Annotated in this window: 20 protein-coding genes; 12 read left to right on the top strand and 8 right to left on the bottom strand. The window is 46.1% G+C overall.

From position 1 onward, the window contains the following. Positions 1-198: 198 nt before the first annotated feature. Complete coding sequence (locus Q4Q49_RS17435) at positions 199-1,050, bottom strand: PfkB family carbohydrate kinase (protein ID WP_311999963.1); 852 nt, start codon at positions 1,048-1,050, stop codon at positions 199-201. Between the two features lie 360 nt (positions 1,051-1,410). Here Q4Q49_RS17435 and Q4Q49_RS17430 point away from each other — a divergent pair, with 360 nt between their 5' ends. Continuing rightward, positions 1,411-1,593 carry a hypothetical protein gene (locus Q4Q49_RS17430; RefSeq protein ID WP_311991354.1) on the top strand — a complete coding sequence of 61 codons (183 nt, stop codon included), beginning with the start codon at positions 1,411-1,413 and terminating at the stop codon, positions 1,591-1,593. A 40-nt stretch (positions 1,594-1,633) separates the two neighbouring features. On the opposite strand, the gene Q4Q49_RS17425 is transcribed toward Q4Q49_RS17430, so the two are convergent. Beyond that, entirely contained in the window at positions 1,634-2,029 is a 396-nt protein-coding gene (locus Q4Q49_RS17425) for a hypothetical protein (RefSeq protein WP_011845532.1), read from the bottom strand. Between the two features lie 353 nt (positions 2,030-2,382). Here Q4Q49_RS17425 and ovoA point away from each other — a divergent pair, with 353 nt between their 5' ends. Next, positions 2,383-4,497, top strand: coding sequence for a 5-histidylcysteine sulfoxide synthase (gene ovoA, locus Q4Q49_RS17420; RefSeq protein ID WP_311999962.1), 2,115 nt, complete (start codon positions 2,383-2,385; stop codon positions 4,495-4,497). 139 nt (positions 4,498-4,636) lie between these two features. Here the strand turns inward: ovoA and Q4Q49_RS17415 are convergent, their stop codons facing one another. Further along, positions 4,637-6,592: a methyl-accepting chemotaxis protein gene (locus Q4Q49_RS17415; RefSeq protein WP_311999961.1), complete on the bottom strand. Its 1,956-nt coding sequence runs from the start codon at positions 6,590-6,592 to the stop codon at positions 4,637-4,639. Between the two features lie 358 nt (positions 6,593-6,950). Here Q4Q49_RS17415 and Q4Q49_RS17410 point away from each other — a divergent pair, with 358 nt between their 5' ends. The 8 genes from Q4Q49_RS17410 (at position 6,951) to glnG (ending at position 14,387) form a co-directional block, all read left to right on the top strand. After that, positions 6,951-7,262: a pyrimidine/purine nucleoside phosphorylase gene (locus Q4Q49_RS17410; RefSeq protein WP_006086532.1), complete on the top strand. Its 312-nt coding sequence runs from the start codon at positions 6,951-6,953 to the stop codon at positions 7,260-7,262. Between the two features lie 287 nt (positions 7,263-7,549). Next, positions 7,550-8,146 carry a TetR/AcrR family transcriptional regulator gene (locus tag Q4Q49_RS17405; RefSeq protein ID WP_311999960.1) on the top strand — a complete coding sequence of 199 codons (597 nt, stop codon included), beginning with the start codon at positions 7,550-7,552 and terminating at the stop codon, positions 8,144-8,146. Positions 8,147-8,329: 183 nt separating this feature from the next. Continuing rightward, the gene (locus Q4Q49_RS17400) at positions 8,330-9,487 is read left to right on the top strand and encodes an iron-containing alcohol dehydrogenase (RefSeq protein WP_311999959.1); all 1,158 of its coding nucleotides are present in this window, start codon (positions 8,330-8,332) and stop codon (positions 9,485-9,487) included. A 71-nt stretch (positions 9,488-9,558) separates the two neighbouring features. Further along, a complete protein-coding gene (locus tag Q4Q49_RS17395) occupies positions 9,559-10,251 on the top strand; it encodes a type 1 glutamine amidotransferase domain-containing protein (protein ID WP_011982143.1) in 693 nt (230 codons plus the stop codon). Between the two features lie 170 nt (positions 10,252-10,421). Next, complete coding sequence (locus Q4Q49_RS17390; RefSeq protein ID WP_311999958.1) at positions 10,422-11,048, top strand: glutathione S-transferase; 627 nt, start codon at positions 10,422-10,424, stop codon at positions 11,046-11,048. 192 nt (positions 11,049-11,240) lie between these two features. Further along, positions 11,241-11,747 (top strand): DUF4124 domain-containing protein, encoded by a 507-nt coding sequence (locus Q4Q49_RS17385; RefSeq protein WP_311999957.1) that lies wholly within the window; start codon positions 11,241-11,243, stop codon positions 11,745-11,747. A gap of 153 nt (positions 11,748-11,900) precedes the next feature. After that, positions 11,901-12,947: a nitrogen regulation protein NR(II) gene (glnL, locus tag Q4Q49_RS17380; RefSeq protein WP_311999956.1), complete on the top strand. Its 1,047-nt coding sequence runs from the start codon at positions 11,901-11,903 to the stop codon at positions 12,945-12,947. Between the two features lie 27 nt (positions 12,948-12,974). Beyond that, complete coding sequence (gene glnG, locus Q4Q49_RS17375) at positions 12,975-14,387, top strand: nitrogen regulation protein NR(I) (RefSeq protein ID WP_311999955.1); 1,413 nt, start codon at positions 12,975-12,977, stop codon at positions 14,385-14,387. 137 nt (positions 14,388-14,524) lie between these two features. On the opposite strand, the gene Q4Q49_RS17370 is transcribed toward glnG, so the two are convergent. The 4 genes from Q4Q49_RS17370 to Q4Q49_RS17355 all read right to left on the bottom strand — a co-directional run bounded on the left by Q4Q49_RS17370 (position 14,525) and on the right by Q4Q49_RS17355 (position 17,223). Continuing rightward, positions 14,525-15,082, bottom strand: a complete 558-nt coding sequence (locus Q4Q49_RS17370; RefSeq protein ID WP_071940491.1) for a porin family protein — start codon at positions 15,080-15,082, stop codon at positions 14,525-14,527. Positions 15,083-15,289: 207 nt separating this feature from the next. After that, positions 15,290-15,742: a hypothetical protein gene (locus Q4Q49_RS17365; protein ID WP_311999954.1), complete on the bottom strand. Its 453-nt coding sequence runs from the start codon at positions 15,740-15,742 to the stop codon at positions 15,290-15,292. Between the two features lie 14 nt (positions 15,743-15,756). After that, positions 15,757-16,647 carry a cation diffusion facilitator family transporter gene (locus tag Q4Q49_RS17360; protein WP_311999953.1) on the bottom strand — a complete coding sequence of 297 codons (891 nt, stop codon included), beginning with the start codon at positions 16,645-16,647 and terminating at the stop codon, positions 15,757-15,759. A 51-nt stretch (positions 16,648-16,698) separates the two neighbouring features. Beyond that, positions 16,699-17,223 (bottom strand): Spy/CpxP family protein refolding chaperone, encoded by a 525-nt coding sequence (locus Q4Q49_RS17355; protein WP_259484016.1) that lies wholly within the window; start codon positions 17,221-17,223, stop codon positions 16,699-16,701. A 380-nt stretch (positions 17,224-17,603) separates the two neighbouring features. On the opposite strand from Q4Q49_RS17355, the gene Q4Q49_RS17350 reads away from it, so the two are divergent. Together Q4Q49_RS17350 and Q4Q49_RS17345 are read left to right on the top strand one after the other, a co-directional pair. Beyond that, positions 17,604-18,290 (top strand): response regulator, encoded by a 687-nt coding sequence (locus Q4Q49_RS17350; protein ID WP_106648428.1) that lies wholly within the window; start codon positions 17,604-17,606, stop codon positions 18,288-18,290. Next, the gene (locus Q4Q49_RS17345) at positions 18,290-19,654 is read left to right on the top strand and encodes an ATP-binding protein (RefSeq protein WP_311999952.1); all 1,365 of its coding nucleotides are present in this window, start codon (positions 18,290-18,292) and stop codon (positions 19,652-19,654) included. The genes Q4Q49_RS17350 and Q4Q49_RS17345 overlap by 1 nt, the downstream gene beginning before the upstream one ends. Here the strand turns inward: Q4Q49_RS17345 and Q4Q49_RS17340 are convergent. Further along, positions 19,638-20,291 carry a TetR/AcrR family transcriptional regulator gene (locus Q4Q49_RS17340; RefSeq protein ID WP_006086514.1) on the bottom strand — a complete coding sequence of 218 codons (654 nt, stop codon included), beginning with the start codon at positions 20,289-20,291 and terminating at the stop codon, positions 19,638-19,640. The two genes, Q4Q49_RS17345 and Q4Q49_RS17340, sit on opposite strands and share 17 nt — an antisense overlap. Positions 20,292-20,316: the final 25 nt, after the last annotated feature.

The raw sequence follows: 20,316 nt of genomic DNA, 5'->3' as shown, positions 1-20,316 counted from the left end.
TGAATGTTCTGCGATGGAATAACTTTATTTTGAGCAAAAAAATGCCTCGTTGGGGAAACGAGGCAAAAAAACATACTAACCAATAAATGGGAGAAAAACACAAGAAAACGTTAAGGGACAAGAGCTATGCGCCACAAGACATACTCTAGCAAGGGCGTATGACAGAAAGATGACTCAAACGGCTCACCCACAGATTTTTCATGCGATTTGCTTCGCCTCTAAATACTGTTTTAGTGCCTCACCAGGAATAGAACTATCGGTTGCCACTGCAAACGCCGCCCACACTGCGCCTTCTGCCATTGCCTCAGTAATCGACTGGCCTGTGCATAGACTATGAATAAGCCCTGCGGCATAGGCATCGCCAGCGCCTGTAGTATCAACTACAGTGGCAGGGATAGCCGCAACATGCTGCACTTGATCGTGCGTGTAAACCTTAGCCCCATTGATGCCATCGGTGACAATAAAATAACCTAATGAATTGCCAGCAATACTCACACCATACTCCCAGAATGCCGCTTCACACCTCCCCTGCATATCGCTCATAGAGGCCAGCAAAATATGACAAGGTCTCTGCCTATCATCCTTGGCTAATTGCGCGACCACTAGGCAATGTTCTAAAGCTGTTTTTGCCCAACTAACAGTGCCTTCTGCGGAAGTATTAAAATATAACGCATCCCATGGTTGCCATTTCGGCGGTACCGATAATTCAAATATGGGTCTTTGAGGCCGAATAATTGTTCGCTCGCCGTCTGGCGTCATTACGAGCAGCATTTCGCAAGTGTTACCGGCACGGCGCTGCACTAAACGGCAATCGAGCCCTTGAGTGCTAGCTTCTGCAATCAACCAATCCCCCATATCATCACGACCAACTTGACTCACCAACGCGACGCTATGCCCAGCCCAAACTAAACCTAATCCGGTATTTGCCCCGCCACCACCTAGCCTTTGCCCACCATCTTGATAATGGAAACGCCCACCTGTTTTTAAAGGTTTATCAAGCAATAAGATCCGATCACAGTTGAGATTGGCAACTAACATAATATTCGCCATTACGCGGCTCCAAAAGACAAAAAAGACTCAAGGCCAGAAGATAAAAACAAAGAAATATCAATCTAGAGCAAAATGCTCATAGGTACAATCCAATCATCAAGATAGCAACACAATCAGGCTATGGCTGACGCCTGTGTAAGCATTTGTCCCGAATAAGATAAGGAGAAAAGTCCATCACCATACGGTAAAACTGACTATTTCAGCTCAACCCTCTGTTTAAAATAGATTTCTATATTGCATGACGCCCAACGGCATAAATGCATACAACAAACTTCAAACCAGCTCAGTTAAATAGCAATAACTGTCGTTAAAATATGTGAAGTGAATAAGGAATTAAATTTATGAATGGAATCAAACGCTATGCTAATGGAAAGATGGGATACCGCTGAAGAAAAAACAGAGCAGCTACGCCGTTATCAGCTCTGCCTAGATGAGTTTAATGAGTTAGATTTTCACGATGTGTATGTGGCAGAAATAAAACAAGAATACCAACAACTTGCAGAGCTAGTAAAAGTGCAGTCAACGTCAGCTCCCGAACGTTAACTGCACTTACCTATTTAGTCACTTAACCATAAATCTTCAATTACTTTATTGGCGTCAATGGTGATAAAGACGCAAATTGTACTGCCAACGTCCAATCTGTGATGACCATATCTGACGGCTGCCAACTGTCATCAACCCACTCATAAATCAATCCTGGATTTTCCTCAGCATTGACTAATAAACGCCGTCCATCTTGCAATACCAGCGTATAATCGAGCCCCTGTGCATCGACACTCTCAATGTCCCCCAAGACATTATGTTTAATGGCCGAAATGGTTCCCGTAGCCTTGGCGGCATCACTCCCCTTTGCACCGCTGTAAAATGTTAACGCCTCGTTTGCGACAGTCTTATGAAAGACAAACTCCTCAGTCACACCCACTACGATCGATTGATCAAGTTCGTACCAGGCGGGTATCCATAATGCGTTAATTGTCATCCCGTTATATCCTGCATAATAATTTTACGGACGGGATCATTCTGCCTTAACCCCGACAGAGAAAATACTCTTCAGGGATAAAATAATTTTGATCCTAAAAAGGCTGACATCACAAAACGCAGTGCTCACTTCCTTTGTAAGATATTCTTAACTCTACAGGTCATATCCGAGATGTTTTAGCGCCAGTGGCTGATGTTGGACTCAATTCGTGTTTCTGTTAGTTTGTAAATCAAATCGACACATTAAGCTGACAAAGTGATCCTGAGCCCAGTAATCGCGTATAGAGTCACACACGATAGATTCATATTCCCATGCTTGCACCGCAGGCCGATAAATACGGAGTTTACTTGCCTATGGATAAGCCCATAACGCAACCCCCTCAAACCCTTAAGCTCATTGGTGAAACTGAGGCAGGAAAGCGTCTAGAGCTTAAGCAGTACTTTAATCAGACATGGGCTCTGTACGAGTCACTGTTTGATTTAATCCAAGAAGATAGCGCCTATTACCTCAAAGCCGAGCCGCTGCGCCATCCGTTGATCTTTTATTTTGGCCATACGGCCACTTTCTATATCAACAAACTCAAACTCGGCAAATTTCTCGACGAACGGGTAAACGATAACTTCGAATCCATGTTTGCCATTGGTGTCGATGAGATGTCTTGGGACGATCTGAACGAGCAACATTACCCATGGCCGAACGTGGCAGAAGTGCGCAGCTATCGCCAACAAGTTAATGCTGTCGTCAATCGCGTGATTGATGAAATGCCTCTAACGCTGCCAATCACTCAAGACAGCCCAGCTTGGATCATTTTGATGGGCATTGAACATGAGCGAATTCACTTAGAAACCTCATCGGTGATCATCCGTCAGTTGCCGCTGGAACATGTCGCGCCCAACAGCCTCTGGGCCGCGTGCCAAGACTTCGCCGCCGCCGAAACCAACCGTTTACTGGCAGTAAAAGGGCAGAGAGTGACCTTAGGTAAAACTGAACAAGATCAAACCTACGGCTGGGATAACGAATACGGCCATGAAATCTTTAATGTTGCCGACTTTAAGGCCTCTAAATTCTTAGTCTCGAATCAAGAGTATCTCGCATTCGTCGAAGCTGGCGGCTATCGCTCACCACAATTTTGGAATGAAGAAGGTCAAGCTTGGCTCGCTTACACCCAAGCTCAAATGCCGCGTTTTTGGCGCTTAAAACAAGATAAATGGTGGCAACGTAACTTAGCGGAAGAAATCCCGCTGCCATTAAACTGGCCTGTAGAAGTGAATCAACTCGAAGCTAAGGCCTTCTGCAATTGGAAAACCGAGCAAAAGCAAAGCAATATTCGCCTACTGACGGAAGCCGAATGGTACATCTTACGCGAGAATGTGCCCGCCGATGCGCCCGATTGGCACGAAGTGCCGGGCAATATTGCTTTGGCTTATTACGCCTCTTCTTGCCCAGTGAATCGCTTCGAACATAATGGCTTTTTCGATATTGTCGGTAATGTTTGGCAATGGACAGAAACCGCAATCGACGGCTTTAACGGTTTTGCCGTGCATCCACTCTATGATGATTTTTCTACCCCCACCTTCGATGGTAAGCATAATCTCATCAAAGGTGGCTCGTGGATCTCCACAGGTAATGAAGCCATTGCTTCGTCACGCTATGCGTTTCGTCGACATTTTTATCAACACGCTGGCTTCCGCTATGTGGAATCCACGCAAAATCCCGCCCAAATGGCCGAGGTCAATGTGTACGAAACTGATGAACTGATTTCCCAATACCTTGAATTCCACTATGGTGCCGAATATTTCGGGGTTGCTAACTTCTGCGTCAATGGCGTGCAGCAAGCACTCAGTGAAATTCAACTCACCCATGCCGCCAAAGCCCTCGACATCGGTTGCTCCGTAGGTCGAGCGAGTTTTGAACTGGCAAAAGTGTTTGATCATGTTGATGGTATCGACTTTTCGGCGCGCTTTATTCAACAGGCCTATGCGCTGACCGAACAAGGTGAAAAACGTTACACCATACGTACCGAGGGCGACTTACAGGAATTTAAGAGCGCGAGTCTGGCTAAACTTGGATATGAGCTTGAGGCGAAAAAAGTCAACTTTATGCAAGGTGATGCCTGTAATTTAAAGCCAATGTATACAGGTTATGACTTAGTTTATGCCTCGAACCTTATTGACCGACTGAACGATCCTAAGCACTTTTTAACCAGTATTGCCCAGCGAATTAATCAAGGTGGATACCTTGTTATTGCTTCGCCGTACACTTGGCTTGAGGATTATACGCCGAAGGATAAATGGCTCGGTGGTGTTAAAATCAAAGGAGAGAACTTCACCACCTTAGATGGCTTGACCGAAACCTTGATCGGCCAATTTGAGCTGGTCGCAGTGAAGGAGATTCCCTTCGTCATCCGCGAGACAAAACGTAAATTCCAACATTCCATCTCCGAAATGACAATTTGGCGTAAGCGTTAATACTCACTCATGGGATAAACAACTGAAGTCTAAATAAAAATATCCGCCAGAAATCCATTTCTGGCGGATGTGTAACATCCAGCTAAGTCATATTTGCAGCATCAACTAAGGTTGAACACGGCAAATACAGCGCAAATACCTACACCTTAAACTGTGCCGTTGTTAAACCAAGCTGATTCGCTAACCCTAACAAACTGCGCGTACTCGCCGCCACTTGGCTGATCGCCGCGCTATTTTCTTCCGCCGCCACGCTCAAGCCCGCAATCCCCTGCGCAATCGTTGCCGAAACCGTTGTTTGCTCCTCCGCGGCGGTGGCGGTTTGGATCATTAATGCCTTTAAGGTTTCCAAACGTAAAGCGATGTCATCCACTGCGGCTTGCATGCCATCCGCATCTTCTGCGGTTTTAGAGGCTTCAGTAGTACAAGTCACACTATGCAGCGCCAGCACGCCAGACTGCTGCTGAATGCCTTTTAGCACTTGGCCAATATCCTGAGTAGCTAACTGAACCTTCACCGCTAACTGACGCACCTCATCGGCAACCACAGCAAATCCACGACCATGCTCGCCAGCTCTCGCTGCTTCAATCGCCGCATTAAGTGACAGCAGATTCGTTTGTTCCGCAATCGCATTTATCACAGCTAATACTGAGCCGATTTTCTGACTATCCGCCTCAAGACTGCCCACCTGTTGATGAATAGTTGCAAAACTGCTCAAGGTCACTTTTAAGCTTTTACGAGTACTAGCCAAGTTTTGCGAAAGAATTTCACTCGAATGGGTACAGGCGGACACTTCATCGGAGGATCTCATCGTATTCGTGCTGATTTCAGCTGCGGCATAACTCATTTCTTCAACTGCAGTAGCCAACATATCGGTTTCTTTGGCCTGCATCTGAATACTGCAATCGGCTTGTGTCATAGCGGCAGAGTTTTGTTCGGCGGCAGATTCAAGTTCATGCCCAACACCCACCAGCTGACTGATGATTTCTTTGAGCTTAGTTTGCATCCGCGCCAACCAACTCATCAGGTGATTATCCGTTTGAACATGCGGTAAATTATGAGTTAAATCGCCAGAGGCGATCATACTGGTCAAGTTACACATGTCCTCAGGCTCACCGCCGAGTGGCTTCAACACAAATCCTGTGACTAACTTAGCGGCAGCGAATGCCAACACTAAGGCCGCCACACAAACAAATAAGCCGATAAATAGCATTCGATAGGCCGGCGCAGCGATTTCGCTCACATCAATTTCAGCCATCAACCCCCAACGTAAGCCAAGTTCAACAACGGGAGAATAGGCAGATAACACCGGATTATGATTGTAGTCATTCACTTGCATCACACCAGTCTTACCCGCCAGCGCCTCTTTCACCGCAGGTGTGTCGACACCATTCTGGGCAACCGTTCCAGCGAAGGAAGCGGTCACAGTGCGATTGTTCGGATCAAGAAAAGAATCGGAACGCATGCGATTATTGGGGCCAATTAAATAGGTCTCGCCACTTTGTCCCATACCTTCGCGGATCTGCATAACTCGGTTGATGCGGTCGATTGATACTTGAGCCGCCACCACCAATCTTTGCTGATTGAATTGGATCGACTGACCAATAAATGCTGCCGGTTGACCATTAGAAGGTGCGTATGCGGAGAAATCTTGCAGTAACACTGTGCCTGAAGCCCCCAATGCCTTGTTATATAACTGCGCTAACCCCGAATCATGGTAGGGCCCAGTGCGAAGATTTGTGCCGAAATCAGACTCCTTCGCGGCGGTGTAAAACACAGTGCCGTCATCCCGAATGATGAACAGATCATAGAAACCTAAAGACTTATTTAACGACTTTAAGGTCTCATCAAGGTCGGAGATAGTATCGAGGCTTTTTTGGCTGGCGATCACCGCACTGACGGCCTGCAGGTTATCTGAAAAGTCCTGAAACATACCGACAATCTGTCGCTGCTTGATCTCGCGCACCGCCACTAAACGAGACTGAGCCTCGGCAAATAACTCATCCCGAGCAATGTAAGTCACTATCGCGGTAGCAAATATGAGGGGTAATAGGACAATCAATAAACTGATCAGCTGAATTTTACGAGTAAAACCCATGGTGAGACTCCTTGTCGCGCTTCTAATTCCATTCATTCACTTTTTGCAAAATTAAATCTGCCCTAAAACTATAGGAGAAGAATCTCAGCTAAACAAAGCGACGCAGACTATTTTCATCAAAAGTTCACCAAAATGCTGCCAACCAACTATTTTTAAATAGAAAAATGATTAATAACTTTAAATGACAGCCAAGCCATACCGACCATTTCACACAAAATGATATAGTGGAAAACACGTTATAAACCGAACGTTAGCATCACCTTATATTCAGTACGCATATCCACACGGCAAATGATGCATTGAAATTTACCTAATATGCATATAAATTCATCTCAAGCCAATTTATAGAGGATTAAAAATGAGTTTACTCGAGCAAGTGTCTGTATCTAAAAAAGCCAATATTTACTTTGATGGTAAAGTTGCCAGTCGTAGCGTATTTTTTGCCGATGGTAGTAAGCAAACCTTAGGCGTAGTGCAGCCTGGAGAGTATGAGTTCTCGACTTCACAAGGCGAAATCATGGAAGTGATTAGCGGCCGTTTTGAGGTGTTACTACCAGAAACGACCACTTGGCAAGAGTTTAGCGAAGGAACTCAGTTTGAACTGGCTGCAAATGTCAGCTTTAAAATTCGTAACACAGCCATTGCAGAGTACTGTTGCAGCTACCTCTAATCATCTTGATTGAGTAAAAGTTTCAATATCAATTATGAATCTAATGCTCACAGTGACGGTTTATCTCAGCACTGTGGGTATTTTGTCCTACCGAACCATCTCTCCTTGCCACAATCTCACCCTCTGCATGCTTTATCCGTTTGGCTTTTTATCAATCTGGCCGCTTTGTTAAACTGACTCAGGACAGCTTAAACCTCGCGACTTAAAGAAGACTAAATCGGGCGTGTTGATATCGCCGATAAAAACAACACTAGACGACCGGTCTATTTTGATTTATCCTAGACCACATGAAAATTGAAACTCAATCCACTCGCCAGCACATTCTCGACATCGGCTATAAGCTGATCGTACGAAAAGGCTTCTCCAGCGTCGGCTTATCGCTACTGCTGCAGGCCGCCGAAGTGCCTAAAGGCTCGTTTTATCATTACTTCAAATCCAAAGAACAATTTGGTGAAGCGCTCATAACTGATTATTTTGAGAAATATCAGTTAGATTTAGATGCATTATTCAATGACTCGACACTGACAGGCTATCAGCGCTTGATGCAGTACTGGCAACAATGGTTGCACGTACAAGCTGATGGTTGCGTAGATCAAAAATGCCTCGTCGTGAAACTCAGTGCTGAAGTGGCCGATTTATCCGAAGCCATGCGAGTTGCCTTACTTAAAGGTTCCGCCGGCATCATAGACAGGTTAACCACTTGTGTTCAAGTTGGCATAAACGACAGTTCAATCGCCGAGCAAGATCCGCAATCGACCGCTGAAATGTTGTATCACATGTGGTTAGGTGCCAGCTTAATGAACAAGTTAGGCCACAGCCCCACGGCACTCGAACGTGCGCTCGTGACGACTAAAGCTATTTTAACGCCTAAAACGGCCCTTTAACTTAATACCGATTCAAGACCGATATTTGCTGATATCAGTCAGCCTAGATTTTTAAAGAATACATTTTCACGCCACAAAATTAGACGACTGGTCTACTAATTTAACGAGCGATTAATTAACGCAGCGCATTTAACACTGCTAATTTAAAGTAGCTCACTTAAAGTAATAAGGGATAAATCATCCATGCTAAATTTTAACTATTACAACCCAACCCGTATCCGTTTTGGTAAAGACACTATCGCCGAAATTGATGCTTTAGTACCGAGCGATGCTAAAGTCATGATCCTCTTTGGTGGCAGCAGCGCCAGAAAAACCGGCACGCTAGATGAAGTTAAACAGTCATTGGGCAATCGTTTCATCGTCGAGTTCGATGGCATTGAGCCCAACCCAACCTATGAAACCTTAATGAAAGCCGTCGCCCAAGTGCGTGAGCAGAATATCGATTTTCTCCTCGCTGTGGGTGGTGGCTCTGTTATCGATGGCACTAAATTTGTTGCCGCGGCTGCGGTATTCGAAGGCGAACCTTGGGACATTCTCACTAGCTGGGGCGCAAAAGTAACCCAAGCTATGCCTTTTGGCTCAGTATTAACCTTGCCTGCGACGGGTTCAGAAATGAACAACGCCAGCGTAGTGACCCGTAAATCACTGCAAGCTAAGCTGCCATTCCGTAATGACTTGGTTTATCCACAATTCTCAATACTCGACCCGACGAAAACCTTCACCCTGCCAGAACGCCAAGTGGCCAACGGTGTCGTCGATGCTTTTGTACATATTACAGAGCAATACCTCACTTACCCCGTTAACGCCGCCGTACAGGACAGATTTGCCGAAGGACTGTTACAAACCTTGATTGAGCTTGGTCCACAAGTGCTAGTTCAACCCGAAGACTACGACATTCGCGCTAACTTAATGTGGGTCGCCACTATGGCACTCAACGGCACGATTGGCGTAGGCGTTCCGCACGATTGGGCAACCCACATGATAGGCCATGAACTGACTGCGCTTTACGACATCGACCATGCGCGTACATTGGCAATCGTATTGCCTGCCCTGCTGCAATGTACCAAAGAGGCTAAGCGCGAAAAGTTACTCCAGTACGCAGACCGAGTGTGGCACATCAACACAGGTACCGATGACGAGCGCATCGATGCCGCTATTGCAAAAACTAAGGCTTTCTTCGAAGCCATGGGCATACCGACACATTTATCTGCCTATGATCTCGATGCCAGCCACGTTGATATCCTAGTAAAACAGCTTGAACTGCACGGCATGGTGGCTCTTGGCGAACACGGCAATATTGACCCAGCAATGAGTCGTGACATTTTGACCTTAGCCCTATAACGCCAAACCGTATCCTGATTGAACTAAACCCAAAGCTCACACGTATAGATGTGAGCAACTAAGGTAAAGGTATGAAAATGAATATATTAATGGTACTAACTTCACACGATAAACTCGGCGACACAGGTTTAAAAACCGGCTTTTGGCTCGAGGAATTCGCCTCACCTTTTTATGAGTTTAAAGATAAAGGTTTTGACATTACCTTAGCCTCGCCATTGGGCGGTCAACCACCGCTCGACCCTAAAAGTGATGAGCCAGACTTTCAGACCGAAGCCACTGCGCGCTTTAGTAAAGATCCTGAGGCACAAGCACTGCTGGCAAATACGACTCGCTTAAGTGAAATCAATGCAGCGGATTATGATGCGGTTTTCTATCCAGGCGGCCACGGCCCACTGTGGGATCTTGCCGAAGATAAACACTCAATCGCCTTGATTGAACAGTTCTATCAAGCGAATAAACCCCTAGGGCTAGTCTGTCATGCACCTGCGGCATTGCTGCACCCTAAAGCCAGTGATGGTAAGCCATTGGTCAGCGGTAAGCGGGTTACCGGTTTCAGTAATTCTGAAGAAGAAGCCGTGCAACTCACTCATATCGTGCCATTTCTAGTCGAAGACATGCTGCAGAAAAACGGCGGCACTTATGTCAAAGGTGATGATTGGACAAGCTTTGTTGTCGCAGATGGCCATTTGATCACAGGTCAAAACCCAGGATCATCCGAAGCCGTTGCGCAGGCCATAGTCGCGCAACTGAACGCTAGAGGCTAGAGGCTAGAGGCTAGAGGCTAGAGGCTAGAGGCTAAGCGATAAATGACGCGACACGCTCAGCTTGAAGTGAATAATGACAAGCTCGAGTGTGCTAAATGCGGTAGAAATAGCTATCGCACCATAATGGTGCGATAGCTAAAAATGTACTCTCACAATAGAAAGGGAAGCCAATGATCACCTTGCACCATCTCAATAAATCACGCTCTAAACGTATCATCTGGTTGCTAGAAGAACTCGGTCAACCTTATCAAATTAAGAGTTATCAGCGTGATAGTCAGACTTTTCTCGCGCCACCCGAACTCAAGCAAATTCATCCGTTAGGCAAATCACCCGTTATCGAAATGGACGGTCAAGTGATTGCCGAGTCAGGCGCGATCACTGAGTATCTGATTGAAAAATATGCGACAGACACCTTAGCGCCAGCAAGAGACAGCGCTGACTACGTCGATTATCTGCAATGGTTACACTTTGCCGAAAGCTCAGCCATGCTACCTTTGTTACTGCGTATGTTCGTGCAAAAGGACGGCTGTAAAACCAACTTCCTTGAAGGTTATGCCGCGATAGAAGTCAGTAAGATAAGCCACTACTTCAATGATATGTTGGCCGGTAAAACCTACTTGGTTGCAGACAAGCTCACAGGTGCGGATATCATGATGTCCTTCGTGGTGGAGCTACTGGCTAACAGTGGCGACCTCGAAAAATTCGAACACATTCAACGCTATGCCACTCAATTATCCCAACATGCCGCTTGGGTTAAAGCGAGTGAGATCGAGAAACAACTCGACGCAAGCGTGTAATTTACAACTCGAGTTCGGGTACATGAGTGTGCCCGAACTTCAGCTCGTTCAACCCAGTCCGATTTCTAGCTCCCCTTTACTGTCTCGCTTTACGCCTTCCATGTAGCGACGCCGCATAACAAACACCATGATTTTTGATGTAAAAGAGACTAATCTTGATTAACTCTCTCTCAAGGCTACAGGGACTTTAGCATGCGTTCACTCACACTCATCGGCTTAGTGCTATTTAGCATGTTAGCGCAAGCGACGGTTTATAAATGGGTCGATAAAGATGGTAAAGTCCATTACTCAGATGAGCCGCAGCCCAATGCCCAAGTCGTTGAGCTAAAAGAGAAGACCTTAAATCAAATTGCCCTTCCCCTACCTAAGACAAACTCAAATAACGCAAACCAAGCAATTGAATCTATTCAATATAAAGTTAATATCACTTCCCCAGCAGAAGAAGAAACCGTCAGAGATAATAATGGCGATTTCGACGTCGTTGCGACTATCACCCCTGAGCTAAAAAGCCAGTATTTAATGGTCCTCAAACTCGATGGCACCCCCGTCGGTCAGCCGCAAATTGGCGGTACCTTCAAACTCAAAAACATCGACCGGGGTGAACATACCTTAGTCGTTGACGCTTTGACTCAAAACGGCAAAGTCTTTGCATCAAGTTCACCAAGAAAGATATTTCTTCATCAAGCAGCTAAGCGTTAATGCCACTCAATGCATAGATAAAGTTAGTATAAGAACTTTAAATACATAGAGTTAGATTAACCACCCCAGACTAAACCGTTTGATGAAGACAAGTTGCAGCTTGCACCAGATTGGTGCACCATAGTGGTGCAACCCTATTTCTAGGAACGGTCGATGGATAAAGAGACACTGCTCAATCATTTAGTTACCGCTGTACTTGTCATCGATAAGGATCTTAAGCCTTGTTATGCCAACGCAGCAGCAGAGCAATTATTAGGTGTTGGCAGCCATAGACTCGTAGAACAAGCTTTGCCTGAGCATTATCAAATCCTCGGTGTCGAAGCCCAGTTATTGAGGGATGCGGTAAAAGCTGGCCAAGGTTTAACGGTCAATACGGCGGCCCTAGTCACGCTCGATGGTCAGCACCATACCGTTGATTTAACCCTTATTCCACTCGATGATGAGGCTGAACTCAGCCTGCTCGAACTGCGCCAAGTCGACCAACAAAGACGTATTCATCAGCAACTGAGTCAAGATGCCCAGCAGCAAGCGGCGCAGTTTTTAGTGCGCAACTTAGCCCATGAAATCAAAAATCCTTTAGGCGGCCTGCGCGGTGCAGCGCAATTGTTATCGCGGGAGCTGGATGATCCGGCGCTGAAGGAATTCACTACCCTCATCATAGAGCAGGCCGATCGACTGCGTAATTTAGTGGATCGCCTGCTCGGCCCCCAAAGGCCGACGCAGCACAGTCTGCACAACATCCATCAAGTGGTGCAAAAGGTCTATAAGTTAGTTGAAATGGCACTGCCCGCTAACATCCAACTCAAACGGGATTACGATCCATCCATTCCCGATATCGAGATGGACCCAGACCAAATGCAGCAAGCCGTGCTCAACATTTTACAAAATGCGGTGCAGGCGCTTGAGCATACAGGCGGCGAGATTTTGATCCGCACTCGCACTCAACACCAAGTCACCATAGGTTCACAGCGCCACAAGCTAGTGTTAACCCTATCGATTGTCGACAACGGCCCAGGTATACCGCCCGAGCTAATGGACACATTATTTTATCCAATGGTGACAGGTCGTGAGCAAGGTTCAGGTTTAGGCCTCTCAATTGCCCATAATATTGCCCGTTTACACTCTGGCAGAATCGATTGCCTCTCAAGCGCTGGGCACACCGAATTCATCATTTCATTACCGATTTTAGGCGCGAAATAATTTCGACATACCGTATGAGGAAGCAAGATGCGAATTAGTGAACAAGTGTGGATCCTCGACGATGACAGCTCGATACGTTGGGTACTCGAAAAGGCACTTCAAGGTGCCAAGCTCAGTACAGCCAGCTTTGCCGCCGCCGAATCCCTGTGGCAGGCCTTAGAAATATCGCAACCGCACGTGATAGTGTCGGACATCCGTATGCCCGGCACAGACGGGTTAAGCCTGCTAGAACGATTGCAGGTGCATTATCCCCATATTCCCGTGATCATTATGACGGCGCACTCAGACTTAGACAGCGCAGTCAGTGCCTATCAAGCGGGCGCATTTGAGTATCTGCCTAAACCCTTCGATATCGATGAGGCTATCTCTCTGGTCGAGCGCGCACTGACACACGCCACTGAACAGAGCCCAGCACCCGCGCAGGAAGCCCAAGTAAAAACACCCGAAATCATAGGTGAAGCGCCAGCGATGCAGGAAGTGTTTCGCGCCATAGGCAGGCTTTCACGCTCGTCGATCAGCGTGCTGATTAATGGTCAATCGGGAACGGGTAAAGAGTTAGTGGCTGGCGCGTTACACAAGCACAGCCCACGTAAAGATAAGCCGTTTATCGCGCTGAACATGGCAGCGATCCCTAAGGATTTGATCGAATCTGAGCTATTCGGCCACGAAAAAGGTGCCTTCACTGGCGCAGCCAATGTCCGCCAAGGTCGCTTCGAGCAAGCAAACGGTGGCACGCTCTTTTTAGATGAAATCGGCGATATGCCGTTAGATGTACAAACACGGTTACTCAGAGTACTTGCCGATGGCCAGTTCTACCGCGTCGGTGGTCATAATGCGGTGCAAGTGGATGTGCGCATCATAGCGGCGACCCACCAAGATCTTGAATTATTAGTGCAAAAAGGCGGCTTTAGGGAAGACTTATTCCATCGCCTCAACGTGATCCGTGTGCACTTGCCACCACTGTCACAAAGACGGGAAGACATTCCCCAACTCGCCACTCACTTCCTCGCCTCTGCAGCAAAGGAAATTGGCGTGGAAACTAAGATCATGACCAAGGAGACTGCGGTAAAACTATCCCAATTACCTTGGCCCGGTAATGTCAGGCAACTCGAAAACACTTGCCGCTGGTTAACCGTTATGGCATCAGGGCAAGAAATTTTACCCCAAGATTTACCGCCAGAATTACTGAAAGATCCTGTAAGTATCACCCACACGGCGAAAGGCAGCCAAGATTGGCAATCGGCCCTGACTGAGTGGATAGATCAAAAACTCTCGGAAGGAAACAGCGATCTGTTAACTGAGGTGCAACCCGCATTCGAACGCATACTGCTAGAAACTGCGCTGCGCCATACCCAAGGCCATAAACAGGAAGCGGCGAAACGTTTAGGCTGGGGACGAAATACCTTAACTCGGAAATTGAAAGAACTGTCGATGGATTGAGTAGATAAAATAACGTTATTACTCGCTATAGCGATACAAGCTTATTAATCATCAAAAAGTAAAAGGGATATATTCATATCCCTTTTTATTTGAAATTCATTTTCATTGGCATTAATTAAATATGCCAAATCAAAAAATTAGAATTGATAATGCACACCTACAGCGAATTGCTTAATATCGGTGTCTATATCTTTTAATCCTAAATAGCTACGGTCTGCATCTAAATCACCCGTAGTGACATCATAGCTTACACGGATATTTAAGTGTTCTGTTACGGCGGCATTAACGCCTACACCGTAAGTCCAACCAAAACCAGTAAAGTCTTCATCGTAACCATAGCCATCAACATTCACAGCCATAGATGCGATACCCACTTTGGCATAGGCAGAAAAAATATCATTGATTTGTGCAGTAAATTTAGGCGTGAAGCTTAATGCGCCAGCACTAATATCAACATCCTTATCGCCTAAGTCGCCAGTAGCGAACAGGTTAGCTTCTAAACCAAACCACTCATTGAAGTTATAGCCACCGTATACGCCCACACCAGTACCGGTTTCTGAACCATCAAAAGCATCAGCTGTGACTCTATTTAATGCGCCACCCACATAAAATCCAGTAGTGTCGGTTGCAGCAGATACTTGAGTAGCCGCGAATGCTGATAGTAAAGAGATAGCAACAATTGATAACTTGTTCATCATATTTCCCTAATGATTTAACGTAAGTATTAGACAGCGCGGATATTACAATAAGCAATTAAGAAGTGTCATGGTTTAAATTATCAAAATACAAACCATACAGCATTGATTCAGCTTGAGTCGAAAAATGGAAATCTTAGTTATTCGTTATGTAGCAAAACCATATTTACTGTAAGTATACTGTTTAAATTGAAACAATTAACGATGTTAACTTAGCACCCGCAACAATCCTATAAAACTGGCATATAGCCAACGGATGAGGGAACGACGCCTTCTCACATCCAAACATTCGGATACGACAACTCTGCCAGTCACCACGCAAGTAATACGGGTGCGCCAAAAGAATAATGGCCAGATATGGACTCGATAAGTTTGGTTAGATATTTCGAAATCAATTTTCTGCGGTAGGTAATAAAGATGTTTACGCAGGACTAACTGACTCCAAGCCCCCACTATCACAGGAGTGACTTCACTATCTGCTTGATTCACTCTCGAGGACTGCGCTTGAGTTGAAACCGTAATTTCCGCATCTGCTGGAACGCTAACATCACGAATCTCAGATTCGACTATCAACTCAAAGCGAGTCGATAGCCTCTGATAGCGACATATCAATCGAGTGGAATGATCCCATCTGTGACCTTGCTTCTGCATCCATGCCATCGCTTGCCCTTACTTTATGTTTCGTTGACTTCAGGTTTGACTGGATCTTGGTGAATAATCACCTCGGCATCTTCAAAGGCGGCCTTGACCTTTATCCCTGTCGTATCGGCAATACTGTGGGCTTCATTCAAACTCAGATTGCCATCAAGCTCTAAATGGAATTGGATAAAAACGGTTTTGCCAGCCTGACGAGTACGCAAGTCATGCAGCCCTTGTACCCGTGGATCTTCCATTGCGATTTGCGTGATTTGCTGGCGAGTTTCTTCGTCTAACTCTCGGTCTAACAAGGCTTGAATTGAGCGATAACCTAAGCCAAAGGCTTGATGACCAATATAGAATGCAATCATTACTGCAAACAATCCGTCAGCCCACCACCAACCATATTGGGATAGGACGAGTGCTAGTAATACCGCACCATTAAGGAATAAATCTGATTTATAGTGCAGCGAATCAGCTTCAACCACAGTACTTTTTGTTGCCGCCAATGCGCGTTTCTGCAACATGACCAAGGCTAACGTGATCACAATCGCTATGACAGAAACCACCACACCTATGGTGGCATTTTCAACCGGAACAGGTGTTAATAACCGCTCGCCACCATAGAAAAGTAATAAAAATGCTGAGCCCATAATAAAGGCGGATTGCGCTAGAGACGCTAACGGCTCAGCCTTACCATGGCCATATCTGTGGTCATGATCCGGCGGCACAAGCGCGTAACGAATGGCAATAAAATTGATAATAGAAGTGAGAGCGTCGGCAAAGGAATCCGTCAAAGATGCCAACATACTGGCAGAGCCGGAATAAAGCCAAGCGAACAGCTTGATAAGAATAAGGATCAAAGCGGTAGCCACGGAAGCGCGGCTAGCCAGTTTGACCCAAAAATCGTATTGGGAAGTCTGAGTCATAAGGGATCTATCTTGGGAAGCTATGACCCTATTGTATATCAGCTAAGACGCTTAACCGCGAGGTTCTTTACCAGCTTGTGCTTCAAATCGCGCTTTAAACTTAGCTTGCTGCTCTGGTGTCAACAGATTGTAGATTTGATTATGCAGCTTCATACGTTCAATGGCTTGAGCTTGACGCTGTTCTTGCTGCGCGCTCATCAGTGCCTTGGCTTGCACTTCATCAAAATTAGGGGCCGTCATCAAGGCCTGCATTTCAGTGCGATGGGCCAAACGCTGCTCTTTCGTTGGGCGGCTATCGGCACGCGCGGCTTTCTGATCGGCAAACAGCTTTTTGATATCAGCTTTTTGGGCATCGGTTAAATCCAGCCCTTCAAACATACGATGCAAGCCACGCTTATCCATATGTCGGCCGCCATGTTCCATACGATCGCCCATCATGCGGTCGCCTTTGTGGAATTCAGAACGGGAGAAATCACAGCCACCGTCTGTCGGTTCGGCATTGACTGTTGTCGCTAAAACCGCAGAACTCGCTAGAATGGCAAACAGGCTCGCTTTCAAAGGTGATAATGTTTTCATAGTGTTAACCTCAGTGGTTCAACTTTAATATGGCAAATAAAAGATACAGTGACGACCCTTTTAAGCCGAGTCACTTTCGACCCTTCCAGTCTAAACCCCTATATGTAAGTGAGGACGTTGCCTGAGTAAATCACTGTAAAGTTGCATCAATTCAAAAGGTGGCCGACATTCTGTCATTGATGCGCCTTGAATTGAATCACCCTAGACGCTCTGAAACTCTTATCCTGAGGCTGCTTGGGTATAACAGATTCTCTATTCTTTACTTTGGCTTACATTGCTACACAGCAATTGACATCAAAACAGGTATACTCAGCCAAAGCGCTAAAAGTGCCAGTATTACATGGGCGCATAAGGCCATATTACAGAGATTAAGGAACAATATGAGTCGGATATTATTAATCGATGACGATCTGGGTTTATCTGAGCTGCTAGGGCAACTGCTCGAGTTAGAAGGGTTTCAGTTAACCTTGGCTTACGATGGTAAACAGGGTTTAGATCTGGCACTAAATGCGGATTACGATCTAATCTTACTCGATGTCATGCTACCTAAATTGAACGGTTTTGAAGTCCTGCGTGCACTGCGTCAGCACAAGCAAACGCCAGTATTAATGCTGACCGCTCGCGGCGATGAAATCGATCGCGTTGTTGGGCTTGAAATTGGCGCCGATGATTATCTGCCAAAGCCGTTTAATGACAGAGAGTTAATCGCCCGTATCCGCGCCATTATTCGTCGTTCGAACTTAACAACCCAAGAAATCCATGCCGCACCAGCCCAAGAGTTTGGCGATCTGCGCTTAGATCCATCGCGCCAAGAAGCTTACTGTAATGAGCAATTAATCATACTCACAGGCACAGAATTCACTCTGCTGCACACCCTTGCGCTGCACGCGGGAGAGTTGATGAATAAGGAAGAGTTGAACGAGAAAGTACTCGGCAAAAAACTCATGCCCTTCGATCGCAGCTTAGACATGCATTTATCGAATCTACGTAAAAAACTCCCCGAGCGTAGCGATGGTCGGCCAAGGGTGAAAACCATCCGTGGCAAAGGTTATATTTGGCTCCCTTAATGGCGGTATCGACTGTGCCTAATCGTTTATTTATCAAATTATTGCTCGGATTCTGGCTTTGCAGCTCGCTGATCATTGCCTTGGTCGGTCTGTTGCCATTGCTGCAACAGAGTCACGATCGTGCGCCGCTGCCACCTCACCTTGAAAAAGTCCTATCGACTATAGCTAAGCGCATTCAAGAAAACCCCGCCTTACTGGAGTCCGATTTTCTTCGCCGCTGGGAAAGACATCGAGACATGGAAGGCAAACCTCTGCGGGTTTATCTCGTCAACAGCCAAGGCCAAGTGATCAACACCCACAGGGTGAGTCGCGGTGTGCGCAGCTTTATGCTGATGGCAGATGAAGAAAAACAACCGATTAGCCATCAATTTAAAGATGAGTTGGTGTTTGGCCCCTTTCAATTCAATCTGGGCGCCGAGACGTATTCACTCTACGGCCGGCTGCCGGATAACCATCCGCGGCCTTGGTTTTTCTTCTTCGCCGAAAATAAGTTATTAACTTTAAGCCTAGCAATTTTCCTGTCGGGACTATTATGTGGCCTGCTTGCTTGGCATCTAGGTAAGGCATTAAATTCACTTAAAAAAAGTGCCAATGCCCTCGCAGAGGGTGACTTAAGTCATCGTGTCGATAAGTCCACTACACAGCGTAAAGATGAAATAGGCCAATTAGCTAAGGCCTTCAATAGCATGGCCGACTCCATCGAATCTATGATGAACAATCAACAGAGATTGATGGGCGATATTTCCCATGAACTGCGTACCCCATTGACGCGACTGCAATTATCCCTCGCCCTCGCCCGTAAAAAAGGTCAACAGACCGCCGAAACGGAACGCATAGGTTATGAAACCGAGCAACTCGAAAAGCTTATCAGTGAATTGTTAGAACTCTCGCGGGTCAAGCTCAGCACTAACGAAACCAAAGTACATTTAGGCTTGGCAGAATCCCTGAGCCAAGTTTTAGACGATGCAGAATTTGAAGCAGAACAGCAAGGTAAAAGCATTACTATCGATATCGATGAAGAAATTGAGTTAGCGCATTTTCCTAAATCACTTTCCCGCGCGATTGAAAATCTGCTGCGTAATGCAATTCGCTATGCCGCAAGCGACATACAGTTACAGGCAAGTGCAACAGCTGATCAAGTAAAAATCACGATAAAAGACAATGGACCAGGCATAGATGCCGCCGAACTCGATGCCATTTTCAAACCCTTCTATCGCCCTGACTCTGCACGGCAAAGAGAAAGCGGTGGCTGGGGACTTGGGCTGGCAATCACTGAAGCGGCGATTACCGCCCACAAGGGTAAGATTAAAGCCGAGAACCGTATCCCAACCGGACTTGAAGTGACGATCACGCTGCCGAGGTAGCAGCTTGACCATGTAGCTGTAATAGCCAATCGGTAAATTTTTGTTTGGTGGGAATTCGCTTATCCGAATGTCCCATCAGCTGACCCATCGCATAGCTAAATTGATAATAGGTCTGCACATCGCCGCATTGTTTGCTGCCATCATCGCTGTTGATCATCGTACCGCGAATATAATTTTTGAGTAATTCATAACGATCAAACCCGGGGCGTTCACCAACGGATAAAATTATGTTTTTATTCCATTTTTTATATTGATCCAGCAAATCACTAAATCGATGACGATAAACCTCCGAGGCTTGCTGCAACAACTCTTGATTAGGCATTACGCGTTCTATCACGAAACGCTTATGGGCTAAAACATCATGTAAGCGCTGGCAATGATGAAACAGATAACACTCAAAAGGATCACTATATTGTTGCCGATCCTGCTTCGCCGAAATCAACCAATCCTGATATTGAGCACAAGCGACAGCGACCACTAGATCAGCCTCTGTTGTAAAATGATTATAGATGGTTCCTTTGGAAATTTGACTCGCAGCAACAAGATGAGAACGGTACAAATCAAAACTTTGATGCCCCCTAAGGCATCGCTGCGCAACCTCAACAAGATAATCCGTTCTTTGTTCCCAGCTACTCATAGCGACCCCGTCACATTTCAATAAA

Source organism: Shewanella sp. SP1S1-7, assembly GCF_031932105.1.
Lineage (GTDB): Bacteria > Pseudomonadota > Gammaproteobacteria > Enterobacterales > Shewanellaceae > Shewanella > Shewanella baltica.
Note: the sequence above shows the minus strand (reverse complement) of the source record. Positions and strands in the feature narration are given on the sequence as shown.